We start from the raw sequence: 24737 nt of genomic DNA, 5'->3' as shown, positions 1-24737 counted from the left end.
GCCGCCGAGGAGGATTGGTGAACCGATGCCCGAGCCCCGTTGCCCCGTAGCCCACTTCGACCACCACTCGGCGGAGCACGCCGAGAACCACGTCGCTATCTACCGCAAGCTACGTGAGGAGGCGCCCGTGGCCTGGACCGAGGCGCACGGCGGCTACTGGGTGATCTCCGCCTACAAGGCGCTCTTCGACGCCTCCCGTGACGACGACCTCTTCTCGTCCGGCCGGCACGACGAGTACGGCGGGCCGGGGCTCTCCGTGACCATCCCCAAGGCACCGACCGCCTTCCACATCCCGATCGAGCTCGACCCCCCTGCGTTCCGTCCCTACCGCCGCGCGGTCAACCAGGTCACCGCCCCCGCCGCCGTCGAGAACCTCGACGCGGTCATCAAGCACTACGTCACCGGCTTCCTCGACACGATCATCGAGGGCGGCGCCGCCGACCTGGCGATCGTCGCCTCGGTCCCGGCCGCGGTCACCATCGACTGGCTCGGGCTGGACCCGTCGGAGTACCAGAACTACGTCGACGCCATGCACACCCTCGTCTCGGCGGCCCCCGGATCGCCGGAGTACACCCACGCGGCCGAGGTCGCCGTGCCCTGGGTCAGCAAGACGGTGCGGGAGCACATCGCCCACCGGCGCCAGCACCCCGCCGACGACGCGACGACCCACTTCATCAACGTCGAGGTCGACGGCCGGAAGATGGACGACGACGAGATCTACTCGATCCTCGAGCTCGTGATCTCGGGCGGGGTGGGCACCACCGCGTCGCTGGTGACGCAGTCGCTCGTCTGGCTGTTCCAGAACCCCGGGGAGCGGCAGCGCCTCATCGACGACCCGTCCATGGTCGACGTGGCGGTCGAGGAGTTCCTCCGGGTCTTCTCGCCCACCCAGGCCCTGGCGCGCACGATCATGGAGGACACCGAGTTCCACGGCTGCCCGGTCCGCAAGGGCGACCGCGCACTGCTCTCGTGGGCCTCGGCCAACCGCGACGCCGAGCAGTTCGAGAACCCCGACACCGTCGACATCACCCGCTGGCCCAACCGCCACGTGGCGTTCGGGCTGGGCATCCACCGCTGCGCCGGCTCCCACCTCGGCAAGGCGATGGCGCGGGAGATGATCCGTCAGGTGCTGCGCCGGATGGGCGACTACGTCGTCGACATGGACAACGCCGTGAGCTACCCCGACCAGGGGACCAACGCCGGGTTCCACAGCCTCCCGGTGACCTTCACCCCGGGTGCGCGCGAGCTGGGCGACACCCCGCTGTTCGCCGAGCACTACACCAAGACGGGGTCGTGAGCGCGGCCGTCGGGCCGGCCACTGAGGCACCGCTCGACCTGGCCGAGGGACGGGTCGTCGTCGTCGGCGGCGGCCTGGCCACCGCCCGGGTCTGTGCGGTCCTGCGGCGCAAGAAGTTCCGTGGCGCCCTCACCGTGGTCGGCGCGGAGGACGTGCCGCCGTACGACCGCCCGCCACTGTCCAAGGAGGTCCTCGCCGGCGAGCGCGATGACGCCGCACTGCCCTTCGACGTGGAGAAGCTTGCCGTCGACCTCCGGCTCGGGACCCGCGCCACCGCACTCGACACCGGCTCGCGCACCGTCACCACGACCGCCGGGCAGATCGCGTACGACCGCCTCGCTCTCGCTACCGGCGCCGAGCCCCTCACCCTTCCCGGCGAGGGCCGGCAGCTCACGCTGCGCACCCTCGACGACTCGCTGCGCCTGCGTGCCGCCCTCGTCCCGGGCGCCCGGGTGGTGGTCATCGGCGCCAGCTGGATCGGAGCCGAGGTGGCCACCGTCGCCCGGACGAGCGGCTGCCGGGTCACCTGTCTCGAGTACGGTCCCGAGCCGCTGGCCGGCGCCCTCGGCGCCGAGGTCGGTGCGGCCACCCGCGCCTGGTGGGACGGCGTGGACCTGCGCACCGGCACCGCCGTCGCCTCGGTCGAGCCTGACGGCGTGCACCTCGCCGCCGGCGCCGTGCTGCCGGCCGACGTCGTCGTCACCGGCATCGGCGTCCGCCCGGACGTCTCCTGGCTGGCGTCCTCGCAGGTGGAGACCGACCGCGGGATCCTCACCGACACCCGCTGCCGCACCAACGTCCACGGCGTCGTGGCCCTGGGCGACGTGGCGCAGCGCTGGTCGAGCCACGCCGGCGCGCACCGCGTGGTGGAGCACTGGGACGAGGCGAGCACGTCCGCCACCGTCGCGGCGATGAGCCTGCTCAGCTGGGACGACGGACCCGCCCACGATCCCGTTCCCTACTTCTGGTCCGACCAGCACGGCCACAAGCTCCAGTACGTCGGCTCGCACGGCCCCGAGGACACCGTCACCGTCGACCGGCGCACCGACGGTTCCCTGGCCCGCGCTCGGTGGAGCAGGGACGGGCTCCTGACGGCGTGGCTCGGGGTGGACGCGACGAAGGACGTCGTGGCGGCCCGGACGGCCGTCGGCGGACCGCTCGACGCCCTGGACTGACCCCGTTGGACCCCAGCCTCGCCGCCGACCCGCGAGGCCGCCGTCCCGCGGGCAGCCGCCGACTGCCGGCGTGGGTCGCACTCGCCCTGGTCGTTGCGATCGGGGTGAACGTCCGCGCCATCTTCGGCGTGACACCTCCGCTCATCCCGGTCATCAGCGACGACCTCGCACTCAGCGCGACCACCGCGAGCCTGCTGACCGCCCTGCCGGTGCTCGCCATGGCGATCTGTGCCCCGCTCGGCCACGCGCTGTCATCCCGGCTGGGGACCGACGGGGCGATGATCGTCATGCTGGTGGCGCTGAGCATGGGCGAGCTCTCCCGCCTGGCCATCGGCAGCGCGGTCCCGCTCGTCGTCTCGGCCGGTCTCATCGGGGGCGCGCTGGGCGTCCTCTCGACCCTGACGCCGGCGTTCATCGCGCACCACCTCCCGCGCCTGCGCGGGCTGGCGACGGGCATCTACTCGACCTCCATGGCGCTGGGCGTGGCCGTGGCCGCCGGCACGGCCCAGCCCCTCGCGGGCGGCCTCGGCGGGTGGCGGGTGGCGCTGGCGCTGTGGGGCGTTCCGGCGCTGCTGCTCGTCGCGGCTCTGGTAGCGGCCCGGGCGAAGGGCGCCGGGATGCCGGAGGCCGCCGGACCGCGCGTGAGGCTGTCGCTGCCCCTGCGCGAGGGGCGGGCGTGGTTCGTCACCGCGGTCTACGGCGTACCGATGTTCCTGGGCTTCGGGGTGATCGCCTGGCTCCCCAGCCTCTTCATCGAGGTCGGGATCAGCCCGGCCCGAGCCGCCGTGAACCTCGTCATGTTCCAGGTCGTCCAGCTGCTCTCGATGCTGACGCTGACGCCGCTCACCGACCGGAGCCCCGGTCGGCGCGGCGTCTTCGCCACCGTCATGCTCACCTCGACCCTCGGCCTGCTGCTCCTCACGATCGACCCCCGGGCACTGGCGCTCCCCGGCCTGCTCCTCGCCGGCTTCGGCATCGGCGGCGCCAGCAGCCTGGCCCTCGTCAAGGTGCAGGACGAGGCAGTCTCCCCGCAGGACGCCACCCGGCTCAGCAGCATGGCGATGCTCTTCTCGTTCACCGCCGGGGCCCTAGGCCCCTTCCTCATGGGGTCGCTGAAGGACCTCACCGGCAGCCTGGTCCCCGGCTTCGGGCTGTGCCTGTTCGTGAGCACCCTCAGCCTCGCGCTGCTGATCCGGATGCACCCTGCGCATCGCAGGCCGGCCGGCGCGACCACAAGCCACTAGAATCTATGCGCATGATTGTTCTAGACTGCGACGTCTACCGAATCTCTCGAGAGGAGCCCCGCGATGCCGGGCATGTGGTTTGAAGAGTTCGAGTCCGGCCAGGAGTTCGCGCACCCCTGGAGCCGCACGGTCACCGAGATGGACAACATCCTGTTCACCTCCATCACGATGAACCCGGCGCCCATCCACCTCGACGCCGAGTACATGGCCACGCAGCCGCATGGGCAGCGCCTGATGAACAGCCTCTACACCGCCGGGCTCATCGGCGGGATGATTGTCTACGACCTCACCATGGGCACCACGCTCGGCAACCTGGGCTACACGAAGTTCGACTTCCCGAACCCGGTCTTCCACGGCGACACCCTGCGCGCCGAGACCACGGTCCTCGACAAGCGGGAGTCGAAGAGCCGCACCGACTCGGGCATCGTCCGCTTCGAGCACCGCGGCTACAACCAGCGCGACGAGCTCGTCCACATCGCCCACCGGGCCGGGCTGATGCTCAAGCGGCCCACCGAGGACTGAGCTCCAGATCGGCTGGCGCGGCGCTAGCACGGGCTTGTCCACCCGGCTCGCGCCGCGCGCCTGGTCACGCCTGCGCGGGGAGGCCCGCCCCGGCCCAGCCGCCGTCGACGGGAAGGACTGCCCCGGTGACGTAGGAGGAGCGCGAGCTCAGCAGCCAGGCAACCGCGTCCCCGATCTCGCCTGGCTGCCCCACCCGACCCATCGGGATCCGTGCGAGGTACCCGTCCAGCGAGGCGCGACCGCTCGCCACCATCTCCTGCTGCATCTCCGTCGCGATCGTGCCCGGAGCCACGGCGTTCACGCGCACGCCGTCGGCGGCCCACTCGGTCGCCAGCGACCGGACCAGCCCCTCCACCCCCGCCTTCGAGGCGCAGTAGGAAGCGCGTGCGGCGAACCCCTGGACCGCGCAGATCGAGCTCAGCACGACCATCGACCCGCCGTGCGGCAGGTGCCGACGGACCACCCGGGCGCCCACGAACACAGCCCGCAGGTTGACGTCGAGCACGCGGTCCCAGTCGTCCATGTCGTAGTCCAGCGACGCCCCAGGCGCCGCAACTCCGGCATTGAAGGCCGCGCCGCCGAGCCCACCCGAGGTCGAGCCACCGAGGGAGCACGCCCGCTCGAGGACATCGACGTCACGGACGTCACCGACCACCGCCGCATGCTCGGGACCCAGCGCGTCTGCGACGTCCGAGACCGCCGGGGCGCGGTCGACCAGGACCACCGGCCGCCCGTGACCCGCCAGGACCTCGGCGATGCCGCGGCCGAGCCCCTGGGCGGCCCCGGTCACGACCACCGCGCCCGCGCGCCCGGCCGTCCCGGTCATGCGCCCACCACCGTGGCGGCCGGAAGCGTCACCACGCGCTGGACGTGGTTGCGCTTGTGCGCGAAGCGGAGCTCGTCCGCCACCTCCACCAAGTCGTCGACGTAGCGGCCGACCACCACGCGGGTGCTCTCGGCTTCGAAGAACATCGCACGGAAGTACGCCCGCGCCTGGACGACCTCACCGTCCTGCTCGGCCACGATGTTCGTCACGGAGTGCTGGGTCAGCGGCACCCCCTGCGCGACGACCTGGCGGTAGACGTCCAGGAAAGCCTCGACCCCCGCCGCCTCCCCTCCGGGCCGCGTGATCGCGACGTCGTCGGTCACCTGCTTGCGCAACGCCTCGATGTCGCCGGCGTCCACCGCCTCCGCGTAGCGCGCGTATAACCGGGCGACCCGACTCTCCAGCAGCGACTGCGCGCGTTCGAGCTGTTCCATGACGGACTCCTCCATCTGTTCCCGCGACCAGGGCAGCGGCCCTCTCGACGAGGGACCCTCTTCCCTATCTAGAGTAATCATGCATATGGTTGGCAGTGAACCAGGTCACGATGGTCGGGTTGATACACCAGCAGGAGGTCCTCATGTCCGCACGCAAGCACCGCCTCGCAGTTCTTGGCTCGACCTTCGCGGCAGCCGCGCTCCTCAGCGCGTGTGCCGGGGATGGCGCCGGCTCCACGAGCGACGACGGGAGCACGACCCTCAAGTTCCAGGACATCTACGCCCCGGGGAACTACTTCGCGGACGCGAGCCAGGCCTACGGCGACTACGTCACCGAGGCCACCGACGGCGCCGTGGACTTCGAGTACTTCTGGTCCAACAGCGTGGCGCCCACCGACGAGCTCGCGGCTGCCATGAACGACGGGCTGCTCGACATGGGTCGCGTCCAACCTCCGGCGTCGCCGGCGGAGTTCCCCGTCATCAACTGGCTCAGCTCGGCGTCCTTCCTGAACACCGGCGCCTTCCCGGCCGGACTCCTGCAGAAGATCGGTGCGCACCTCGAGTTCGCCGTCGACACCGGCGCGCTCGACAGCGACCTCGAGTCCCAGGGCATCCGCTACATCGCTCCGATGGCACTGGTCCAGCAGTACGACCTCCTGTGCAAGGAGCCGATCGAGGAGCTCTCGGACTTCCAGGGCCGCAAGATCCGCATCGCCGGCCAGGCGTGGGCCGAGGAGGTCGAGAACCTCGGCGCCAACCCCGTGACCCTCCTGCCCGAGGAGATCTACGAGGGCTACCAGCGCGGCGTCGTCGACTGCGTCATGACCTACCCGACCCACTACGTCCTCTCCGGGCTCTGGGAGCTCGGCGGGCACTACGTGCCGCTGCAGTTCAACGGGTGGAACCAGGACGGCGTGACCATCAGCAACACCGCCTGGGACAGCCTGGACGCGGACGAGCAGGAGCACATGTACGCCGGCACCCGGGCGTGGCTCGAGACGTTCGTCCAGGCTCAGATCGAGGTCTACTGGCAGTTCGCCACCCAAGCCGAGGACAACGGCGTCCAGTTCGGCGAACCGGACCCGGCGGTGCAGCAGAAGATCACCGCCCACCAGGCGACCGTGCTCGACGCGATGGCCGCGGACGCCCCGGAGGGCGTGGAGGACCCGGAGGCGCTGCTCGACGAGTACGAGGCCGCGCACGAGAAGTGGCTCGGCATCGTCGAGGACCTCGGCTTCGCCACGGACTACACCGGCCTGCAGGGGTTCCTGGACTCTCTCGAGGACCCGACACAGGCGCCTGAGGTCGACCTCGACCCGTGGCTCGACGCGGTGATGGCCGAGGCGTTCGACATCGACGAGTCCTGAGACCGGGCGGGAAGCACGTCATGAGCGCGACCGGTGAGCGCGACTCGAGAAGACCGTCCCGGTTGGGCCGGGCCCTCGACGCGGTGTGGACGTTCTACGCCGTCCTCGGCGGGGTGGGGGTGGTAGCCCTCCTCGGCGTCGTGGTGGTCGACGTGCTCCTCCGCTACCTGGCCAGCTCGGGCATCACCGGGGCCAACGACATGGTGGCGTCGTGGTTCATGGTCACGATCGCCTTCGCCGGCGTCGCCCTCGCGCAGCGGGCAGGCGGGCGCATCCAGGTCGACTTCGTGGCCGATGCCGTTCCCGGACGTCTGCGCCAGGTCGTGGACGTGTTGGTCCTCCTCGCCGTCGCCGGCGTGGGCGTGCTCTTCGCCTGGTTCGGCTGGGAGGAGGCCCTGAGCAAGACGGCGTCCGGCGAGTACGCGCCCATCGGCAACCGTCCGCTGTGGCCCTTCCGCTTCCTGGTCCCCCTCGGGTTCGCCGGCTTCGCCCTCGCCTGTCTCCTGAGCGCTGTCGAGGTGGTCCGGAGAGGTCCGAGCGAAAAGCCCGCGGCCGAGGTCGAGTACGAGCTCGCGAAGCTGGAGCGCGAGGCCCGCGACGCCGCTCGTCGGGGCGCAGGGAAGGCAAGGAGCATCTGATGAGCGTGACCACCGAGGCCCCGGCCCCCGCGAACGCTGAGCCCACCGGACCTCGCCGCGGGCGCCGAGCGGCCGCCGTCTTCGTCCTCACCAGCCCGATCGTGCTGGGCTACTGCGTCTTCGTCATGTTCAGCGGGGCGACCCCGCTCAACATCGCCGGCTCCGCCCTCGTCGCGCTGTTGTGGCTCATGTTCCTCCGGGTTCCCGTGGGCATCGCCCTCGCCGCCGTCGGTCTCGTCGGCCTATGGGCCTTCACCGGGACCACCGCCGGCGCCATGAACAGCCTCCGCGAGACTGCCTGGTCGAGCACCAGCAGCTGGACCCTCAGCGTGATCCCGATGTTCGTCCTGATGGGCATCCTGCTCGAGCGCAGCGGGCTCGGCGCCGACATCTACCTTGCGGTGCGGGCCATGGTCGGCCGTACGCCGGCTGGCCTCGCCGTGAGCACGAACTTCGCCGGCGCGGCGATGGGTGCCGCGAGCGGGTCCACCACCGGCATCGTCTACTCGCTGGGACGCACCGGCATCCCGGAGATGGTCAAGGCCGGCTACGACCGGCGCTTCGCCGCGGGGTCGGTCCTCATGGCCGGGTCCGGCGGCCAGCTGATCCCGCCGAGCATTCTGCTGGTGGTCTACGCCGGGATCGCCCAAGTCCCTGTCGGGCAGCAGTTGATGGCCGGCATGCTCCCGGGAGTCCTGCTGCACGTCGCCTACGCGATCGCGATGGTGGCACTCGTCCTCACGCTGCCGGGACTCGCACCGCGTCGCGGCGGGTCCCGGCAGGCCTTCGGTGAGCGAGCGCGCGAGAGCGCCGGCATCTGGCCGGTGCTGGTCCTGATCGCCGTCGTCCTGGGCGGGCTCTACCTCGGGATCTTCACGCCGACGGAGGCAGGAGCCTTCGGCGCACTGAGCGCGGCCGTGATGGTGGCGCTCACCAAGGGCCTCGGCACGCTGCTCGAGACCCTTCCCGGCGCGATCAGGAGCACCGTGATCGCGTCCGGCAGCATCTTCCTGATCATCATCGGCGGCCACATCTTCGGCCGGTTCATGGCCGTGAGCGGCATTCCTCGGATCTTCACGGAGTTCCTCCAAGACGCGAACACCGGTCCGATCGGCTTCATGCTGCTCGTGCTGGTGCTTTACCTCGCACTCGGCACCTTCATGGACCCGGTCCCGATGATGCTGATCACCGTGCCGATCCTGCTCCCCATCGCGATCACCCTGAGCGTCGACCCGATCGTCTTCGGCGTCTTCGTGGTCCTCATGGGCGAGCTCGCCGTGCTGACCCCGCCCGTGGGCATCCTCATCTACATCGTGCACCGGATCGCTTGGGACGCCGACGTCAAGATGTCCTTGGGAGAGGTCATCCAGGGCATCGCCTGGTTCTACCCCATCGCGATCGCCTTCGCCCTCTCGCTCGTCTTCTTCCCTGAGTACGTCGTGTGGCTCCCCGGGCTCATGCAGTGACCACCAGCTCGGCGCCGATGGGCATCGCGGTGGTGACCGGTAGCGCGAGCGGTATCGGCCGGGCCTGTGCGCGCCGACTTGCCGCAGACGGGTTCGAGGTTCGGGGGCTCGACCTCGCGGAGCCCGGCGTCGGCGGCGCGGGTCCGTGCACGCGCTTCGACGTGACCGACGAGCCCGCGTGGGAGGAGCTCGCCCGCGAGCTGGGCGAGGGCGACGCGCCGGTGACGGCACTCGTGACCTCTGCGGGGATCCTCCGGTTCGGTTCGGTGACGTCCTGCTCGCTGGATGACTTCCGCCTGGTCCACGAGGTCAATGTGGTGGGGACGTTCCTCGCGCTCAAGCACGTCCTGCCGCTCATGGCGAAGGGCGGTGCCGGCTCGGCGATCACGATTTCCTCGGTCGCCGGGCTTGTCGCCAAGCCCAATCAGCTGGCCTACGTCGCCGGGAAGTGGGGGATCCGCGGCATGACCAAGGCTGCCGCTCAGGACATGACCGGGACCGGGGTGCGGGTCAACTCGGTGCACCCGGGGCCGGTCCGGACGGAGATGACCGAAGGACTCCCGGACGACGTCTTCGCGCGGCAGCCCATCCGTCGTCGAGCCGACTCCTGGGAGGTCGCGGGGATGGTCTCCTTCCTCGCCGGGCCGGACTCCGCCTACTGCACCGGCGCCGAGTTCGTGGTCGACGGCGGGCACGTGCTGCAGGGCTGACGGACAGCGCTGATCTCGCCCACGCACACGACGAGGGCCGCGCGGTGAACCGGGCGGCCCTCGTCCTGGGGGTGTGCGGAGGCACTCGGCGTGGTCAGCCGGTGCGTGCCTCCAGCTCGTCGAAGCCGATGCTCTCGAGCTCCTTCAGCGGCTCGACGACCTCGCGACCGACGTGCTCGAGGTAGGCGACGGTCTGCTCGATGTCCATGCCGGGCCAGTGCGGGCGGATCAGCAACGGACCGATCGGGAGCCGGTCGGCGATGTCACGGATCTGGTCGCGCACCTGCTCGCCGGTGCCGAGAAGCACGTGGTCCTTCAGGTTCTCCTCGAGCTCGCGCTCCACCCGCTCCTGCTCGAGCAGCTGCATGCCCTGGCCGGCGTACGACACGTACTTCACACGCGCCACGTCGGCGAACTTGCGGAGCGCGTCCTCGGGGGACGACCCGACCATCAGCTCACGGCGCAGCGGGAACTTCGTCAGCGGCAGCTCGTGCTTGGCCCGCTCGTCGAGATAGATCCCGACGAGGTCTTCGACCTGCTCGATGGTCTGCTGCGGGGTGATCGTCCAGACGTCGCCGTGCCGGGCGGCCCGGCGCACACCCATCTCCTTCATCGCGCCGAGCCAGATCGGCGGGCGCGGCTTCTGGACCGGGTGCAGGTGCGTGGGTCGGTCCTCGATGTCGAAGAACTTCCCGTGGTGGGTGACCCGGTCCTGGGTCCAGACCTTCGTCATCACCTCGATGAGCTCCTCGAGCAGCGAGTAGCGCTGCTTGTAGGGCTTGTCGAAGACCTCGTACTCGTGCGGGAGGTAGCCGGTGCCGATTCCCACGACCAGCTTGCCGCGGGTGATGACGTCCAGGGTCGCCAGATCCTCGGCGAGCGCCACCGGGTGGTGCAGCGGTCCCACCAGGACGGTGGTCCCGATCTTGACGTGGTCGTCGAGCTCAGCCGCGAGGCGGGCGAGCATCGGCACCGGCTGGAACCAGCGGAACCCGTCGTAGAGGTAGTGCTGTCCGATGGTGAGGTAGGTGAAGCCGGCCTTCTGCGCGGCCTCCACCTTCCTCAGCAGCAGGTCGAGGTGCTCCTCGGGCGGGGTGGAGACGGGCTGGTCGCCCATCAGGATGCCGAACTCCACGTGCGTTCCTTCTCCGGTCGGCCCGACCGCACCGGGGTGCAGCCGACCGTCCTGGGTCACTTGGCCGTGAGGCCACCGTCAACGGGGATCGTCACACCGGTGACGAAGCTGGACATGTCGCTGGCGAGGAAGAGCGCGACCTGGGCGATCTCCTCTGGCTGAGCGGCGCGGCCCAGCGGGATCTGGGCGAAGAAGGCCGCCTTGCGCTTCTCGGTCTCCTCCGGGCTGGCACGGAAGAACGCGGGCAGGCCCGGCGTCTCCACCGACCCAGGGGCGATGGCGTTGACGCGGATGCCATCGGGCGCCAGGGCCAGCGCCATCGAGCGCACCAGCGCGATGACGCCGCCCTTGGTGAAGGAGTACATCGGGCTGAACGGCGAGCCGACGAGACCCGACGTCGAGCTGGTGAAGATCACCGACGCCTTGTCGGCGGCCTTCAACGCGTCGGTCAGGTAGCCGGAGAGGAAGAAGCTCGCCCGGGCGTTGATCTCGATCCCGGTGTCCCACTCCTCCACCGACATGGCGAGGCCGGCGGCGCCCGGGATGCCGACGTTGTTGTAGAGCACGTCGAGCTTCCCGTGCTCGGAGACCACGCGGTCGGCCAGCGCCTCGAGGGCATCCAGGTCGCGCACGTCGACCACCGCCGCGGTCGCGGAGCCACCCTGCGCCTCGATGCCCTGGACGACCTCGTCGGCCGCCTCCTGGTTCACGTCCACGACGTACACGTGGGCGCCGTGGGCTGCGAACAACTCGGAACCAGAGCGTCCCATCCCAGAAGCGCCAGCGGTCACGAGCGCGACCTTGTCCTTCAACAGCATGTGCGTGCCTTTCTGTGGTCCTCGGGAGTGGTCGGGTCGGGCTCAGGTGCCCGGCGGCTTCGTGATCCCGGCGAGGGCGTACTGGATGTGCTTGACCTCGAAGAACTCCGCGTAGCCGTCCTCCCCGAGCTCGCGACCCACGCCGCTGCGACCGGGGCCCCCCCACGGGGCGTCCGGGCGCATGCCAGCACCGCCGTTCACGGTCACCGTTCCGGCGCGGATGCGGCGGGCGACCTCGATCGCCTCGTCCAGCTGGCCGAAGACGTTGCCGGCCAGGCCGTAGCGCGACTTGTTCGCCAGCTCGACGGCGTGGTCGACGTCGCGGTAGCCGAAGATCATCCCGATGGGGGCGAAGAACTCCGTGTCGGCCAGCGGGTGGTCGGGATCGACGTCGCGCAGCAGGCCCGGGCGCACGTAGTGCCCGTCATCGAGGTTCTCCGGGCGGCCGCCTCCAGCACCCCAGCTCGCGCCCGACTCGAGGAGCTCGGCGACCCAGCCCTCGACCTTCTCGCGCTGAGCCGCGGAGATCACCGGGCCGACCACGCTGTCCTCCTCGAGCGGATCCCCGACCTTGACGGTGGCGATGAACTCGTCCGCCAGCCGGCAGAACTCGTCCACCTTGTCCTCCGGCACCAGCACGCGGCTCCAGGCCGCGCAGCCCTGACCGGCGTTGCGGGCGAAGCGCAGGATCGAGGCGGCCACGGTCGCGGAGATGTCCGCACTGGGAAGCACGATGTTGGGGCTCTTGCCGCCGAGCTCCAGGACGGCCTTGCTGACCGAGCCGAGCGCGCCTTGGGACATCACCTGAGCACCGACAGCGTCCGAGCCGGTGAACGAGACCATGTCGACGTCCGGGTGCCCGGTGAGGCGGATGCCGACGTCCGGCCCGCCGGTGACGAGGTTGACCACACCGGGCGGGAGTCCGAGCTCGTCGACGAGCTCCATGATCCGCAGCGTGCTCCACATGCCCTGCGGGGAGGGCAGGACGACCGCGGTGCAGCCGCTGGCCAGCGCACCGCCGAGCTTCCAGACCAGCAGGTTGAGCGGGTAGTTGTAGGCCGGCAGGCAGGCGATGACCCCGACCGGCTCATAGTGCAGGAGGCTGCCTGATGCCACCGGCGTGTTGTAGTGCGGCAGCGCCTGCTCGTAGCCGCCGCGCGGGCCCTTCAGGGCCATGGTCGCATACCAACGCAGCACCTCGATCGGGCCACCGACCTGCATGCTGCGGCACGCGGCGACAGGAGTGCCGACCTCGGAGGCGATGAGCCGCGACAGCGGCTCCCGCTCGCGCTCGAGGATGTCGGCGAGCTTGAGGATGACGTCGGAACGCATCTGCGGCGTCCACGAGCGCCACTCGCCGCCCTCGAAGGCGGCCTTCGCCGATGCGACCGCCTGGTCGACCTGCTCCACCGAGCTGGTCACGGTCTCACCGAGGGCCACGCCGGTCGCGGGATTGGTCGACACGAAGGATTCCCCCGCGGCACCGTCGCACCAACGTCCGTCGATGTAGGTGCTCGCGCTCCGCTTCTCCGCAGCCATGCTGGACACTCCCTCAGATCGTTCGGTCGGCTCTGACTCGCTTCTCTGTCACCCAGACCATAGCAATCATATGCATGAAAAGGAACGGCGTCAGATGACTTTCCACTCGCACCGCTAGCCTTCTGCCGAGATCGCATTTAGTATTAACTATTCGCATAGATCTGCCCGCTCGACGAGGAGGCACCGTGCACGGCCAGTCCACCACCGAACGGACCCAGCTCGAACGAGTCGTCATCCGCTTCGCCGGCGACTCCGGCGACGGGATGCAGCTGACCGGGGACCGGTTCACCGCCGAGAGCGCCGCCTTCGGCAACGACCTCTCGACACTGCCGAACTTCCCCGCCGAGATCCGCGCACCCCAGGGGACCATCCCCGGCGTCTCGTCCTTCCAGGTGCACTTCGCCAGCCGCGACATCCTCACCCCCGGCGACCGACCCGACGTCCTGGTGGCGATGAACCCCGCCGCGCTGAAGGCCAACGTCGCCGACCTGCGCCCCGGCGCCACCGTCATCGTCGACACCCACGACTTCACCAGTCGCAACCTGACCAAGGCCGGCTACGCCGAGAGCCCGCTCGAGGACGGGACGCTCGACGAGCTGCAGGTGCACGCCGTCGACATGACCGGCGTGACCGTCGAGGCGGTCAAGGAGTTCGGGCTCTCCCGCAAGGACAGCGCGCGGGCGAAGAACATGTTCGCCCTCGGCCTCGTCTCCTGGATGTACGGACGCCCGGTCGAGGGGACCGTCGCGCACCTTGGGCGCAAGTTCGCCAAAGTTCCAGCGATCCGGGACGCCAACATCACGGCCTTCAAGGCAGGCTGGAACTTCGGCGAGACCACCGAGGCGTTCGCGGTGAGCTACGAGGTCGCGCCCGCGGAGGTACCCGCGGGTACCTACCGGAACATCACCGGCAACGTCGCGCTCTCCCAAGGTCTGGTCGCCGCCGGTGTGCAGTCCGGGCTACCGGTCTTCCTCGGCGCCTACCCGATCACCCCGGCGAGCGACATCCTGCACGAGCTGAGCAAGCACAAGAGCCTCGGCGTCACCACCTTCCAGGCGGAGGACGAGATCGCCGCGGTCGGCGCCGCGCTCGGCGCGTCGTACGCCGGCGTGCTCGGCGTCACGGCCACCTCGGGCCCCGGTGTGGCGCTGAAGGCGGAGACTGTCGGGCTCGCGGTGATGCTCGAGCTGCCCCTGGTGGTGATCGACGTGCAGCGCGGCGGACCCTCGACCGGCCTGCCGACCAAGACCGAGCAGGCCGACCTGCTGATGGCGATGCACGGACGCAACGGCGAGGCGCCGGTTCCGATCGTCGCACCTCAGTCCCCCGCCGACTGCTTCGACGCCGCTCTCGAGGCGGCGCGGATCGCGATCACCTACCGCACCCCCGTCATGCTGCTCTCCGACGGCTACCTCGCCAACGGGTCCGAGCCGTGGCGGATCCCCGACGTCGCCGATCTCCCGACGATCGAGCCGGACTTCGCCACCGAGCGCAACCACGTCGTCAAGACGCTCGAGGACGGGACGGAGGAGAAGGACTTCTGGCCGTACCTGCGCGACGAGGAGACCCTCGCCCGCCCGTGGGGGGTCCCCGGCACGCCCGGCCTGGAGCACCGGATCGGCGGGCTCGAGAAGAAGGACGGCTCCGGGGACATCTCCTACGACCCGGCCAACCACGAGCACATGGTGCGGACCCGACAGCAGAAGGTCGACCGCATCGCTCGCAGCCTGCCTGCGCTCGAGGCCGACGACCCCACGGGCGACGCTCGGCTGCTCGTCGTCGGCTGGGGGTCCACCTTCGGGCCGATCAGCGCCGGAGCCCGTCGGGTCCGGCAACGTGGCCTCTCGGTCGCAACCGTGCACCTGCGTCACCTCAACCCCCTTCCGGAAGACCTCGGAGAGATCCTGGAGCGCTACGACCGGGTGGTGTGTCCTGAGATGAACCTGGGGCAGCTGGCGAGCCTGCTGCGGGACCGCTACCTCGTCGACGTCCGCCGACTCACCAGCGTGCGAGGCATGCCGTTCGGCGCCGAGCAGCTCGAGCACGAGTTCCTGCAGCACCTCGAGGAGATGGAGCGCGCATGACCACCACCGCAGACCTGCCGTACCCCGGCGCCCGCTCGGGCACCGAGCTGGTCCCCACCACCGACCAGGCCCAGACCGGCAAGGACTTCTCCTCCGACCAGGAGGTCCGCTGGTGCCCCGGCTGCGGCGACTACGCCGTGCTCAAGGCCGTCCAGGGCTTCCTCCCCGACCTCGGCCTGCGCCGCGAGAACATCGTCTTCGTCTCCGGCATCGGCTGCTCCAGCCGCTTCCCGTACTACCTCGACACCTACGGGATGCACTCCATCCACGGCCGCGCACCCGCGATCGCCACCGGCATCGCCACCGCCCGAGAAGACCTCTCGGTCTGGGTCGTCACCGGCGACGGCGACGCCCTCTCCATCGGCGGCAACCACCTCATCCACGCCCTGCGCCGCAACGTCAACATGACGATCCTGCTGTTCAACAACCGCATCTACGGCCTCACCAAGGGCCAGTACTCCCCCACCTCCGAACCGGGCAAGGTCACCAAGTCCACCCCCATGGGCTCCCTGGACCACCCCTTCAACCCCGTCTCCCTCGCCCTCGGCGCCGAGGCCTCCTTCGTGGCCCGCACCATCGACTCCGACCGCAAGCACCTCACCTCGGTGCTCTCCGCGGCCGCCGCCCACCGCGGGACCTCGCTGGTCGAGATCTACCAGAACTGCCCCATCTTCAACGACGGCGCCTTCGACGCCATCAAGGGCCAAGGCGACTACAAGGAGTCCAAGGGCGAGGCCATCATCCCCCTCGTCCACGGCCAGCAGATCCGCTTCGGCGCCCCCGACGAGAACGGCCTCGGCTCCAAGGCCGTCATCCGCGACGCCGGCCCCGAAGGCACCGGCGGCGTCAAGGTCGTCACCGCCGCCGACGTCGACGACGCCGACATCCTCGTCCACGACGCCCACAACCCCGACCCCTCCACGGCCTTCGCCATCTCCCGGCTCACCGCGTCCGACTACCTCCACCAGGCACCCATCGGCATCTTCCGCCAGGTCGAACGACCCACCTACGACGACCAGGCCCGCGCCCAGGTCGGCACGGCGCAGCAGCAGGCGCAGGAGGCCTCCCCCGGCGACCCTTCGGACCGGCTCGCCGCGCTCATCGGCTCCGGCGACACCTGGACCGTCGTCTGACCCTGCCCGATCCGGTGACGTCGCGCGGGCGAGCCCTGCTGTCGCCACACATGGCCCGGGACCTACCGCCGGAGCGGTCCGCCAGCACGGCGGTCCGTACGGTGGATGATGTCCGTGCGACGGAAGGAGAACCATGCACGACCAGCGGCCGGCCAGGTCGTCGTACCCTCGTCGCGACAAGGCTCCGCCCGTGATGCCGGCCGCGGAACGGGCCTGACGTGGTCGGCGACCGCGATCGGAACGACCGGGGACGCGCCGAGCAGGCCCGGCCCCGCGACGCGCTCGGACGCCCCCTACCGTACGGCGCACCGGGCGTCGAGCCCATCTCCGAGGAGCCGCTCCCTCCCGACGAGACCCTCGCGTACGCCCGCGCCCTGCTGGACGAGGGGCGCCCCTTCGCGGCGCACGAGGCGCTCGAGGTCCGGTGGAAGTCGTGCCCGGACGAGGAACGAGAGCTCTGGCAGGGGCTGGCCCAGCTGTGCGTGGGCCTGACCCACCACGAGCGCGGCAACGCCGTCGGAGCCCGCCGGCTCGTCGATCGCGGAGCGAGCCACCTGGAGGCCTACGAGCACGCGGGGGGTCCCGCCTACGACCTCGACCTGGCGGCGCTCGTGGCGTGCGCCCGGGCGCGGGTCGGAGCAGGCTGACGACGTCGGCGCCTCTTCCGCCGGCGGCCCGCCGTACCGCCCTTCGGAGGACAGTGGCGCTCCGCGCCAGCGCCTGCGGCGCCGCCTCGACCGAACGGTGAGCGCTGGTTACCGGACTCCCGGCGACGATCGACCAGGCGTGATGATGCGCCGCCCCGCACTTGCGTTCACCGGGCATAGGCGTCACGTCGGCGAGACCTCGTGGCGTGTGAGGTCGTTGGGCACCTCGTTGCCGGGACGGCTGGGCATCACGTCGCGATATAGAAGCTGATCGATGCAAGACTCTCGGGAGCTCTGGTTCCGCCGCCCCTGAGGTCTAAGATCAGGCGGGCGACCTCCGCCGTCCAGAGCATTCCGTCTGCTCCGAAGCGGCGAGGGGAGGCAGGGAAGCGAAGGGGCTGGTCTGCAATGCGCGGTTCACGCGATGCGCTGCGACCCGCCTATCACGGGCCGTCCTGGACCCAGGACGTGCTGCTGGGCCTCTTCGTCCTGGCGGGCACCTTGGTGGAGGTAGACCGGCAGCAGATGTGGGTGCTGGTCCACCCGGAGGCTGGCGTCGAGCTCTTGATCCTCGTTGCTGCCGCGGCCGCCGCCACCGCTCGGACCTTCCCTGTGCCCGCCTTGGCGGTGGCGTCACTGCTCGACGCCTTGCCGTACTGGCTGCCCATCGGAGGCGCCGGCTACCACCTCAGCTTCATGATCTGTCTGTACATGGTCGTCGCCCGCTGCCCACGTCGGACAGCGGCGCTCGCCGTGGCGACCGTGTTCGTCCTCCAGGTGGGGCTCATGGCCTACGACTTCGGTTGGCTGTGGGGGCACTTCTTCGTCCTGCTGGCTGCCTTGTCGGTCGTTCTACCGACCGCACTGGGAGTCGCCGCTCGGTCGCGCCAGGCAGCCGTGGAGGCACTCGAGGCTCGGGCCGAGGAAGCAGAGCGGTCGCGTGACTCCGAGGCCCGCAAGCTCCTCGCCGAGGACCGCCTTCGGGTCGCCCGGGATCTCCACGACTCTGTGGCGCACCAGATCGCGATCATGAACCTGAGCACCGCAGTCGCGTCGAATCTGCTTCCAAACCGTCCCGAGGAGGCCAGGCAGGCGCTGGTCACGGTCCGCGAAGCAGGACGTTCGGTCATCGCCTCCATCGGCGACCTGCTGACCGGGCTGCGCGAAGACAACTGGGACGACGTCGAACCAGATTATGACCTCGCCGAGCTGAGGAACCTGGTCGACGAGTTCCGCACCCTCATGCCCTTCATCGAACTGGACCTCAGCAACCACAGGACAGGCACCCACGGCGTCGGAGCGGTGACGTACCTCGTGGTTCGCGAGGGCCTGACCAATGCGTACAAGCACGGGGACCACGATGCGCCGGTCCACGTGCGGCTGCACCTCGGCTCGGAGTCGGACTCCGTCCGGATGGTCAACACGACCCGTCACCGCACGTCCGGGTTCGAGGAGGGTTTCGGCCTTCGAGGTATGCGTGAGCGAGTGAACGCCGCGGGCGGTCGGCTTCGGGTGTCCTGCACGGACCGGACCTTCACCATGTCCGCACAGGTGCCGGCGCGGGTGGGGACGGCATGATCGACGTCCTCGTCGTCGACGACCAGCAGCTCATTCGCAAGGCCGTCGCAGAGCTGGTCGAGCACGAGCCGGACATGCGGCTGGCCGGCACCGCAGAGAACGGAGTGGAGGCCGTTCGTCAAGCAAAGCGGCTCGAGCCCGACGTCGTCGTGATGGACGTACGCATGCCGGTGATGGACGGTATCGAGGCGACGCGCATCATCACCCGAGATGCGGCACTGCCGGGCATGCGCGTGCTCATCCTGACGACCTTCGAGGACGAACCCGAGTACGTCGTGCATGGTGTGCGAAGCGGGGCAGCAGGTTTCGTGGGCAAGGGCGCGGAGCCGGACGTCATCGTGGAGGCCATCCGGACCGTGCACCGCGGCGAGGGGCTACTGACGCCGCGCGCCACCAAGAACCTCCTCGACCGGTACGCGGGGTCGGCCACCCCGTCCCAGCTCCATCCCGAGCTCCGATCGCTCACCCCGCGTGAGCTCGACATCCTGGGCCTCGTGGCCGAAGGGAAGACCAACCAAGCCATCGCCGACAAGCTCGGCATATCGGTCGTCACGGTCAAGACCCACATCAACCGCACCATGACCAAGCTGGGTCGCCATGACCGCGCGCAGCTGGTGGTGCTCGCATTCGAGACCGGCCTGGTCACACCTCGCTATCGGTGAGCGCCACTCGCCACTTCGACCGCAAGACGCTGCTCCGGTGAGCAGCGTGCCGGTCCTGCCGGGCACGTCTCGAGCAGCAACCTACTGCGATCGCAGTACCTGAAATTGCGGCGAGAGGTTGACGCGTCGGGGCCACCCAGCGGCTGTACTTGCGCCGACGTGACTGACGCCACTAAACCGAGCAGTCGAAGGCTGAAACGTTTCATGCGCGGTCATGTGAACCCCCTCGAACAAGAGCTGGGGCGACCTTCCCGTCTGCCTCGACCGCAAAGGATGGACCGCACGACATGAACCTGACGACCAAGGGGACTACGCCGAAGGTCAACTGGCTGCTCGCAGCCGGGCTGAGCCTTGCCGTGGCCACACCCCTCACAGCGACGGCGGCATCGCCGCCTCCCGGAGCAGCACCCTCGGTGATCGCGTCCCTTCCCGCTGCGGCACTGCAGTCCCCTGCCGTCCCCAGGAGCTCCGCGTTCGCGAAGGAGCTGGCGAAGAAGTACGTCGACCCCGACCGCATCTACAGCAGCGACGTGCGCTGGTGGCTCGGCGAGGCCGCGCACACCGACGAGGTGCTGCTGGAGGAGATCCAGAGGCTCTACGACGCGGGCTTCCGCGGCGTTGAGCTGTGCATGCAGAACGACAAGGGCGCGCCGGACGCCGACTACGCGTACGGGTCGAAGATGTGGACCCACAAGTGGAACCTCATGATGAACAAGCTGCTCGACCTCGGCATGAGCGTCTACCTCACCTCGGGCACGAACTGGGCGACCTCGAACGTGCCCGGGCTCGACCCCACCAGCCAGGCCGCGATGCAGAACATCACCGTCGGTACCGACACCGTCGCCGCGGGCCAGACCCTCGAGGCACTCCCGACTCCCGGAGCCGACCATCGGCACGCCGGCGCAGACTTCGTGACGGCCTACGCCTACAAGGTGGTCGACGGCAACACCGTGGACCCCACCAGCTTCGTGGAGCTGACGCCGACCCAGGGCGGTGACGTGTGGCGCCAGAACCTCAACTGGACCGCGCCGGACGACGGCACCTACCGGGTCTTCGGCATGTGGACCCAAGGCACCCACCAGACCTCCGACCCGTCTGCAGAACCTGCCTACACGACCAACTACTTCGACAAGCGTGGCGTCGACGCGCTGCGCGGGTTCTGGGAGCGGAACTACCTGGCAGACCCGGCCCTCCGAGCGAAGATCGCCGAGGGTGACGTCCAGCTCTTCATGGACTCCCTGGAGATCGAGCTCGAGGGCGGCATCACCTACTGGTCCGAGGACATGGCCGCCGAGTTCCGGAAGCGGAAGGGCTACGACATCACGCCCTACCTCTTCCTCATCGACGGCGTCGAGGCGCCCTTCAACCGGCCGCACACCACCGTGGCCGACGTCGGCACCTACAAGCTGGACGGCGCCGAGGACCGCCGCCAGCGCATCATCAACGACTGGCAGGACGTGCAGACCCAGCTCTACCGCGAGCGGATGCTGCAGCCGCTGAAGCAGTGGCTCAACTCCGTCGGCATCGAGACGCGCGCGCAGATCTCCTACGGCAAGCCGTTGGAGATCTCCGAGCCGATCATGGACGTCGACTATCCCGAGGCCGAGAACCTCAACCAGTACAACCAGGTCGACATCTTCCGCTACTGGACGGGCGGTGCGAAGCTGGAGAACAAGGTCCTCTCCAGCGAGACCTCCGCCATCCCGATCGGTTGGAACGCGACCTACCAGACCCGCCTGCAGGACGCCTACTCGACCTACGCCGCCGGCTTCCAGCGCATCGTGTGGCACGTGTGGGCGGCCGAGTACGGCTACGGCGACTTCGCGTGGCCGGGCTTCAACCCGTCGCCGTTCGCCTTCCTACGCTTCCCGCTGATGGGCGGGCGCGACCCGGGTGCTGTGGACTACGACGAGTTCAACGCCCACCTCGGCCGGGTCCAGCAGCTGATGCAGACCGGTGAGTCACGCAGCGACGTCGGCTTCATCACCCAGAAGTGGGTGACTGGCATGGCGTTCGGTGGCGGCACGGGCAGCGACAACGACGCGATGAACTGGCAGAAGGCCCACCAGGGCATCCAGTACCGCTCGACCGAGCTGCAGGACAACGGCTACACCTACGACTACTTCAGCCCGCGGTTCCTCTTCGACGACGACGTCCGCTTCGACCAGCGGACCAAGACGATCGAGAAGGCCGGCTACAAGGCCGTCGTTCTCTACCAGGACTGGCTCGACATCCATGGCGCCCGCCGCCTGCTCACCTGGGCCAAGCGTGGTCTGAAGGTCGTCATCCTCGAGGACGCCGCCTCGCAAACGCCGTTCAACGACGGCAAGGACGGCGCCCTCAAGAAGGTGATGGACGAGATGAAGACCCTGCCCACCGTGCGGCAGGCCACCGTCTACGACAACATCGACTACTTCAGCAGCGAGCCCGGCGGCTACCAGGACAACGTCTTGGAGAAGCTCCGGGAGCTCGGGGTGGAGCCCTACGCCGGCTACGCCGAGCCCAACCAGCAGCTCCTCACGCAGACCCGGCAGGACGACGAGGGCAACCGCTACCTCTACACGTACAACTACGACGACGGGTCCTACCGCGACAAGAGCTTGAACCCGGAGGTCCGCAGCGCCCGCAACCCGGGCAAGAACATCAAGACCGACGTCGAGATGCAGGGCCGGTACGTCCCGTACGTGATCGACGCGTGGACCGGTGCCGTGACCGAGGTCGCCGACTACCGCTGGGTGGACGGCAAGACCGTTGTCCCGATGGACCTCGACTACAACGACATCTCGCTGATGGCGTTCGAGAAGGTCACCCGCGACCGGCTCCACGTCACTTCCACCGACGCCGACAGCGCGTACGCCACCGAGTCGGGGGTCGCGGTCCGGGTCGACCGCAGCGGCACAGTGGCAACGACGTTGAGCAACGGCACCACGTTCAAGGACGACGTCACGGTTCCCGCGGCCTACGACATCACCGACTGGGACCTCACAGTCGAGTCGTGGCGGCCCTCGGAGACAGAGGGGGACCTGCGCCGGACCGAGACGATCGACGGGCTCACGACGCTGAACCGGAAGACCTCCACCGTCAAGACGCCCATCGAGGTCGAGCTCGACGAGCTGACCACCTGGGACAAGATCCCCGAGGTCGGCGAGGCCGTCTCAGGTACCGGTCACTACGAGGCCACTTTCGAGTGGGACGGTGACGCCGCCTCAGGTGCCTGGCTCGACTTCGGCGACTCTCTCCACGAGAGCATGACCGTCCTCATCAACGGCCGGAAGGTCGGCGGCGAGGTGTCGACGAACCCGACGAAGGTGCGCAAGGACGTGGGCGGTGTCGGCAAGCCGACCATCGACGACGGCACCGGACAGCAGGTACCGCTGGTGGGCCAGGACCTCTACACCGGCGGCGTCAACTGGATGAACCCGGTCGCCGACATCAGCGACTACCTCGTCGACGGCGCGAACACGATCGTCGTCGACTACAAGTCTGTCCTGTCGAACGTGCAGCTCGACCGGGGAGTCATGAAGCCGACGCAGAACGCCAGCGGCTGGTGGGGCTACCACGTCGACTACCTGCCGTTCGGCCCAGCTCAGGCGAAGGTCGTGCCGTTCGTCGACATCGAGTATTCCAGCGCAGCCGGGCCCGCCCCGACCGTGGAGCCGAAGGTGACGGTCAGGGCGAAGGTCCGCGCCGGCCAGTCGCTCAAGGTCCGCGGAAAGAACCTGCCGGTCAACAGGGTCACCATCACCTTGGCCGGCAAGAAGCTGGCTGCGGTCAAGGTCAAGGACGGCCGCTTCGCGGTCACCAGGACCGTCCCGAGGAACCTCGCTGGCAAGAAGGTCCTGCGGGTGCTCGGACGCAAGGGCGAGGTTCACTTCAAGACCACCATCAAGGTCCTGAAGAGGAAGGCGGGCTAGCCGCGCCCCGAGTTCCGCGAGCCGTCATCGGACAGGGGGCCACACCCGTGGGTGTGGCCCCCTGTCGATCGTCTCACCAGGGCGCGACGTCCGAGCGACGGCGATCCGGTCTGAGATCGTCACAATCTTCCCGAGATTGGCGACGATGTAGCTGAAGGCCGAGAATCCGCCCGCCACGATCGCTGGAAGCTCGGCAGCGTCCCACTATTCGACAAGCGTCGGAGACTTTCCGGGTATGCGCAAACGCGAGGGCGCGGCGCGTCCTGCTTCTGACGTGCCCACGTGTCCCGGTAACCCAGTTGGTACGCCTCAGCGGAAACGCCGACACCTCAGCTCCATCCCATGCCTTCAAGTGCCGGACGGCGTCGTTGCGTCCATACCGCCGAGCAAGCTTCGCCTCGCGGAGGGCGGCTTCACGTCGAGACCACAGACACAGGCCGCCTCCGGCTCGGCGCAACGGCGCGCACCGCAGCAACCGGACAGCCCCACTGACCCTCGTGCCGCCCGCGCTGCGGAAGGAATGTCCACGCGGACCACCTCGGCCGCCGGAGAAGTGCGTCGTTCGCCGCCCGTCGGCGCGAGTCGAGGGTGACCCCGATGCTGTCTGGTGTGCGCTCGCCAGTGGTGCTGCGCGGGTTGGCGGGCTGCTCGCCGTTCGCCGGTATCAGCCTGTCAGCCGGTCCAGCACGGCACGCAGCGGTGGCCATCGGTCCTGGCCTCGTCGGGTCAGCGTGTAGGCGCGCAGGATCAAGCCTGGGTCCTCGAGGGGGAGCACGGCGATCCCGTCGCGGTGCGCCCCGTCGTCGGGCAGGAGGGCCACGCCGCGGCCGGCGCTGATGACTTCCTCGACCAGTTCTAGGGAGTCGATCCGGTGGGTGATGCGCGGGGTGAAGCCGGCGAGGGACGCCAGGGTCCGCAGGGCGTCTTCGTCCGCGCTGTTGCGCGAGTTCACGATCCACCCGTGCGCGGCGTAGTCGCCGATGTTCCCCTGCTGGTCCGTGCTGGGCACTCCGAGTCCCCACGGTGCCGACCAGAGGTCGGTGACGTCGAAGGTGGGGCCCCAGGCGGCCGGCGCGAGGTCGTAGTCGTAGACCAGGGCGAGGTCGACGGCGTCGCGGGCGAGGAGGTCGAGGGCTTCGGGCGGCTCGTGCTCGAGGACGCGGATCTCGAGCCCCGGGTGGATCGCTGCCAGCTCGTCGACGACCGGGAGGAGCGAGCGGCGCAGCGCGGTGGCGAACCCAGCCACCCGCACCAGACCACGTGGCTCGGCTCGGGGGTCGAGGTCCAGGCGGGCGGCTTCGACCGCGGACAGGATCACCTCCGCGTGCTCGGCCAAGCGACGTCCGGCCGGGGTGAGACGAACTCGGCGGCCGTCTGGCTCGGTGAGCGGAGTCCCGACCTCGCGGGCCAAGGCCGCGAGGCCTTGCGACACGTTCGAGGTCGTTGTTGCCAGCTCGGCAGCGACCTCGCTCATCGAGCCCAGCCGAGACAGCTCGAGGAGCAGTCGAAGTCGACGGACGTCCATCCCTCTATTGTGCGCTGCCAGTG

At 69.5% G+C, this 24737-nt stretch carries 19 protein-coding genes and 2 pseudogenes; 14 read left to right on the top strand and 7 right to left on the bottom strand.

Translation table 11 applies throughout. From position 1 onward, the window contains the following. Window positions 1–25: 25 nt before the first annotated feature. From ACSMHG_RS03425 to ACSMHG_RS03410, 4 genes and pseudogenes are all read left to right on the top strand, one after another. Window positions 26–1297: a cytochrome P450 gene (locus tag ACSMHG_RS03425; RefSeq protein WP_435741981.1), complete on the top strand. Its 1272-nt coding sequence runs from the start codon at window positions 26–28 to the stop codon at window positions 1295–1297. Further along, window positions 1294–2472 (top strand): NAD(P)/FAD-dependent oxidoreductase, encoded by a 1179-nt coding sequence (locus ACSMHG_RS03420; RefSeq protein WP_435741980.1) that lies wholly within the window; start codon window positions 1294–1296, stop codon window positions 2470–2472. Before ACSMHG_RS03425 ends, ACSMHG_RS03420 begins: the two co-directional genes overlap by 4 nt. A 5-nt stretch (window positions 2473–2477) precedes the next feature. After that, window positions 2478–3716 (top strand): MFS transporter, encoded by a 1239-nt coding sequence (locus ACSMHG_RS03415; RefSeq protein WP_435741979.1) that lies wholly within the window; start codon window positions 2478–2480, stop codon window positions 3714–3716. A gap of 51 nt (window positions 3717–3767) precedes the next feature. Continuing rightward, window positions 3768–4238: pseudogene (locus ACSMHG_RS03410) on the top strand (MaoC family dehydratase); the annotation flags it as partial. Between the two features lie 64 nt (window positions 4239–4302). Here ACSMHG_RS03410 and ACSMHG_RS03405 read toward each other — a convergent pair. Together ACSMHG_RS03405 and ACSMHG_RS03400 are read right to left on the bottom strand one after the other, a co-directional pair. Further along, window positions 4303–5064: an SDR family NAD(P)-dependent oxidoreductase gene (locus tag ACSMHG_RS03405; RefSeq protein ID WP_435741978.1), complete on the bottom strand. Its 762-nt coding sequence runs from the start codon at window positions 5062–5064 to the stop codon at window positions 4303–4305. Beyond that, window positions 5061–5498: a nuclear transport factor 2 family protein gene (locus ACSMHG_RS03400; protein ID WP_435741977.1), complete on the bottom strand. Its 438-nt coding sequence runs from the start codon at window positions 5496–5498 to the stop codon at window positions 5061–5063. The genes ACSMHG_RS03405 and ACSMHG_RS03400 overlap by 4 nt, the downstream gene beginning before the upstream one ends. A gap of 143 nt (window positions 5499–5641) precedes the next feature. On the opposite strand from ACSMHG_RS03400, the gene dctP reads away from it, so the two are divergent. Genes dctP through ACSMHG_RS03380 form a run of 4 tightly spaced genes read left to right on the top strand, consistent with a single transcriptional unit; the run spans window position 5642 to window position 9679 of the window. Next, window positions 5642–6865, top strand: coding sequence for a TRAP transporter substrate-binding protein DctP (dctP, locus tag ACSMHG_RS03395; protein ID WP_435741976.1), 1224 nt, complete (start codon window positions 5642–5644; stop codon window positions 6863–6865). A gap of 20 nt (window positions 6866–6885) precedes the next feature. Beyond that, window positions 6886–7503: a TRAP transporter small permease gene (locus ACSMHG_RS03390; protein ID WP_435741974.1), complete on the top strand. Its 618-nt coding sequence runs from the start codon at window positions 6886–6888 to the stop codon at window positions 7501–7503. After that, window positions 7503–8969 (top strand): TRAP transporter large permease, encoded by a 1467-nt coding sequence (locus ACSMHG_RS03385; protein ID WP_435741973.1) that lies wholly within the window; start codon window positions 7503–7505, stop codon window positions 8967–8969. Before ACSMHG_RS03390 ends, ACSMHG_RS03385 begins: the two co-directional genes overlap by 1 nt. A 17-nt stretch (window positions 8970–8986) precedes the next feature. Continuing rightward, window positions 8987–9679 (top strand): SDR family NAD(P)-dependent oxidoreductase, encoded by a 693-nt coding sequence (locus ACSMHG_RS03380; RefSeq protein WP_435742094.1) that lies wholly within the window; start codon window positions 8987–8989, stop codon window positions 9677–9679. A 94-nt stretch (window positions 9680–9773) separates the two neighbouring features. Here the strand turns inward: ACSMHG_RS03380 and ACSMHG_RS03375 are convergent, their stop codons facing one another. Genes ACSMHG_RS03375 through ACSMHG_RS03365 form a run of 3 tightly spaced genes read right to left on the bottom strand, consistent with a single transcriptional unit; the run spans window position 9774 to window position 13171 of the window. Then, window positions 9774–10814 carry an LLM class flavin-dependent oxidoreductase gene (locus ACSMHG_RS03375; protein WP_435741972.1) on the bottom strand — a complete coding sequence of 347 codons (1041 nt, stop codon included), beginning with the start codon at window positions 10812–10814 and terminating at the stop codon, window positions 9774–9776. 56 nt (window positions 10815–10870) lie between these two features. Continuing rightward, window positions 10871–11632 carry an SDR family NAD(P)-dependent oxidoreductase gene (locus tag ACSMHG_RS03370; protein WP_435741971.1) on the bottom strand — a complete coding sequence of 254 codons (762 nt, stop codon included), beginning with the start codon at window positions 11630–11632 and terminating at the stop codon, window positions 10871–10873. Between the two features lie 42 nt (window positions 11633–11674). Beyond that, window positions 11675–13171, bottom strand: coding sequence for an aldehyde dehydrogenase family protein (locus ACSMHG_RS03365; protein ID WP_435742093.1), 1497 nt, complete (start codon window positions 13169–13171; stop codon window positions 11675–11677). 185 nt (window positions 13172–13356) lie between these two features. Between ACSMHG_RS03365 and ACSMHG_RS03360 the strand changes: the two genes are divergently transcribed. The 6 genes from ACSMHG_RS03360 (at window position 13357) to ACSMHG_RS03335 (ending at window position 23189) form a co-directional block, all read left to right on the top strand. Continuing rightward, a complete protein-coding gene (locus ACSMHG_RS03360) occupies window positions 13357–15255 on the top strand; it encodes a 2-oxoacid:acceptor oxidoreductase subunit alpha (RefSeq protein ID WP_435741970.1) in 1899 nt (632 codons plus the stop codon). Beyond that, the gene (locus tag ACSMHG_RS03355; RefSeq protein WP_435741969.1) at window positions 15252–16388 is read left to right on the top strand and encodes a 2-oxoacid:ferredoxin oxidoreductase subunit beta; all 1137 of its coding nucleotides are present in this window, start codon (window positions 15252–15254) and stop codon (window positions 16386–16388) included. The genes ACSMHG_RS03360 and ACSMHG_RS03355 overlap by 4 nt, the downstream gene beginning before the upstream one ends. 218 nt (window positions 16389–16606) lie before the next feature. After that, window positions 16607–17035, top strand: coding sequence for a DUF309 domain-containing protein (locus ACSMHG_RS03350; RefSeq protein WP_435741968.1), 429 nt, complete (start codon window positions 16607–16609; stop codon window positions 17033–17035). 468 nt (window positions 17036–17503) lie between these two features. Then, on the top strand, window positions 17504–18613 hold the full coding sequence (locus ACSMHG_RS03345) for a sensor histidine kinase (protein WP_435741967.1): 1110 nt from the start codon (window positions 17504–17506) through the stop codon (window positions 18611–18613). After that, window positions 18610–19275, top strand: coding sequence for a response regulator transcription factor (locus tag ACSMHG_RS03340; protein ID WP_435741966.1), 666 nt, complete (start codon window positions 18610–18612; stop codon window positions 19273–19275). Before ACSMHG_RS03345 ends, ACSMHG_RS03340 begins: the two co-directional genes overlap by 4 nt. A gap of 287 nt (window positions 19276–19562) precedes the next feature. Continuing rightward, window positions 19563–23189: a glycosyl hydrolase gene (locus tag ACSMHG_RS03335; RefSeq protein WP_435741965.1), complete on the top strand. Its 3627-nt coding sequence runs from the start codon at window positions 19563–19565 to the stop codon at window positions 23187–23189. Between the two features lie 664 nt (window positions 23190–23853). Here the strand turns inward: ACSMHG_RS03335 and ACSMHG_RS03330 are convergent. Beyond that, window positions 23854–24507 (bottom strand): LysR substrate-binding domain-containing protein, encoded by a 654-nt coding sequence (locus ACSMHG_RS03330; RefSeq protein ID WP_435742092.1) that lies wholly within the window; start codon window positions 24505–24507, stop codon window positions 23854–23856. 33 nt (window positions 24508–24540) lie between these two features. Next, window positions 24541–24714, bottom strand: a pseudogene (locus ACSMHG_RS03325) (helix-turn-helix domain-containing protein); the annotation flags it as partial. Between the last annotated feature and the right edge of the window lie 23 nt (window positions 24715–24737).

Origin of the sequence: Nocardioides ureilyticus, from assembly GCF_051280745.1 — a bacterium.
Taxonomy (GTDB): domain Bacteria; phylum Actinomycetota; class Actinomycetes; order Propionibacteriales; family Nocardioidaceae; genus Nocardioides.
Note: the sequence above shows the minus strand (reverse complement) of the source record. Positions and strands in the feature narration are given on the sequence as shown.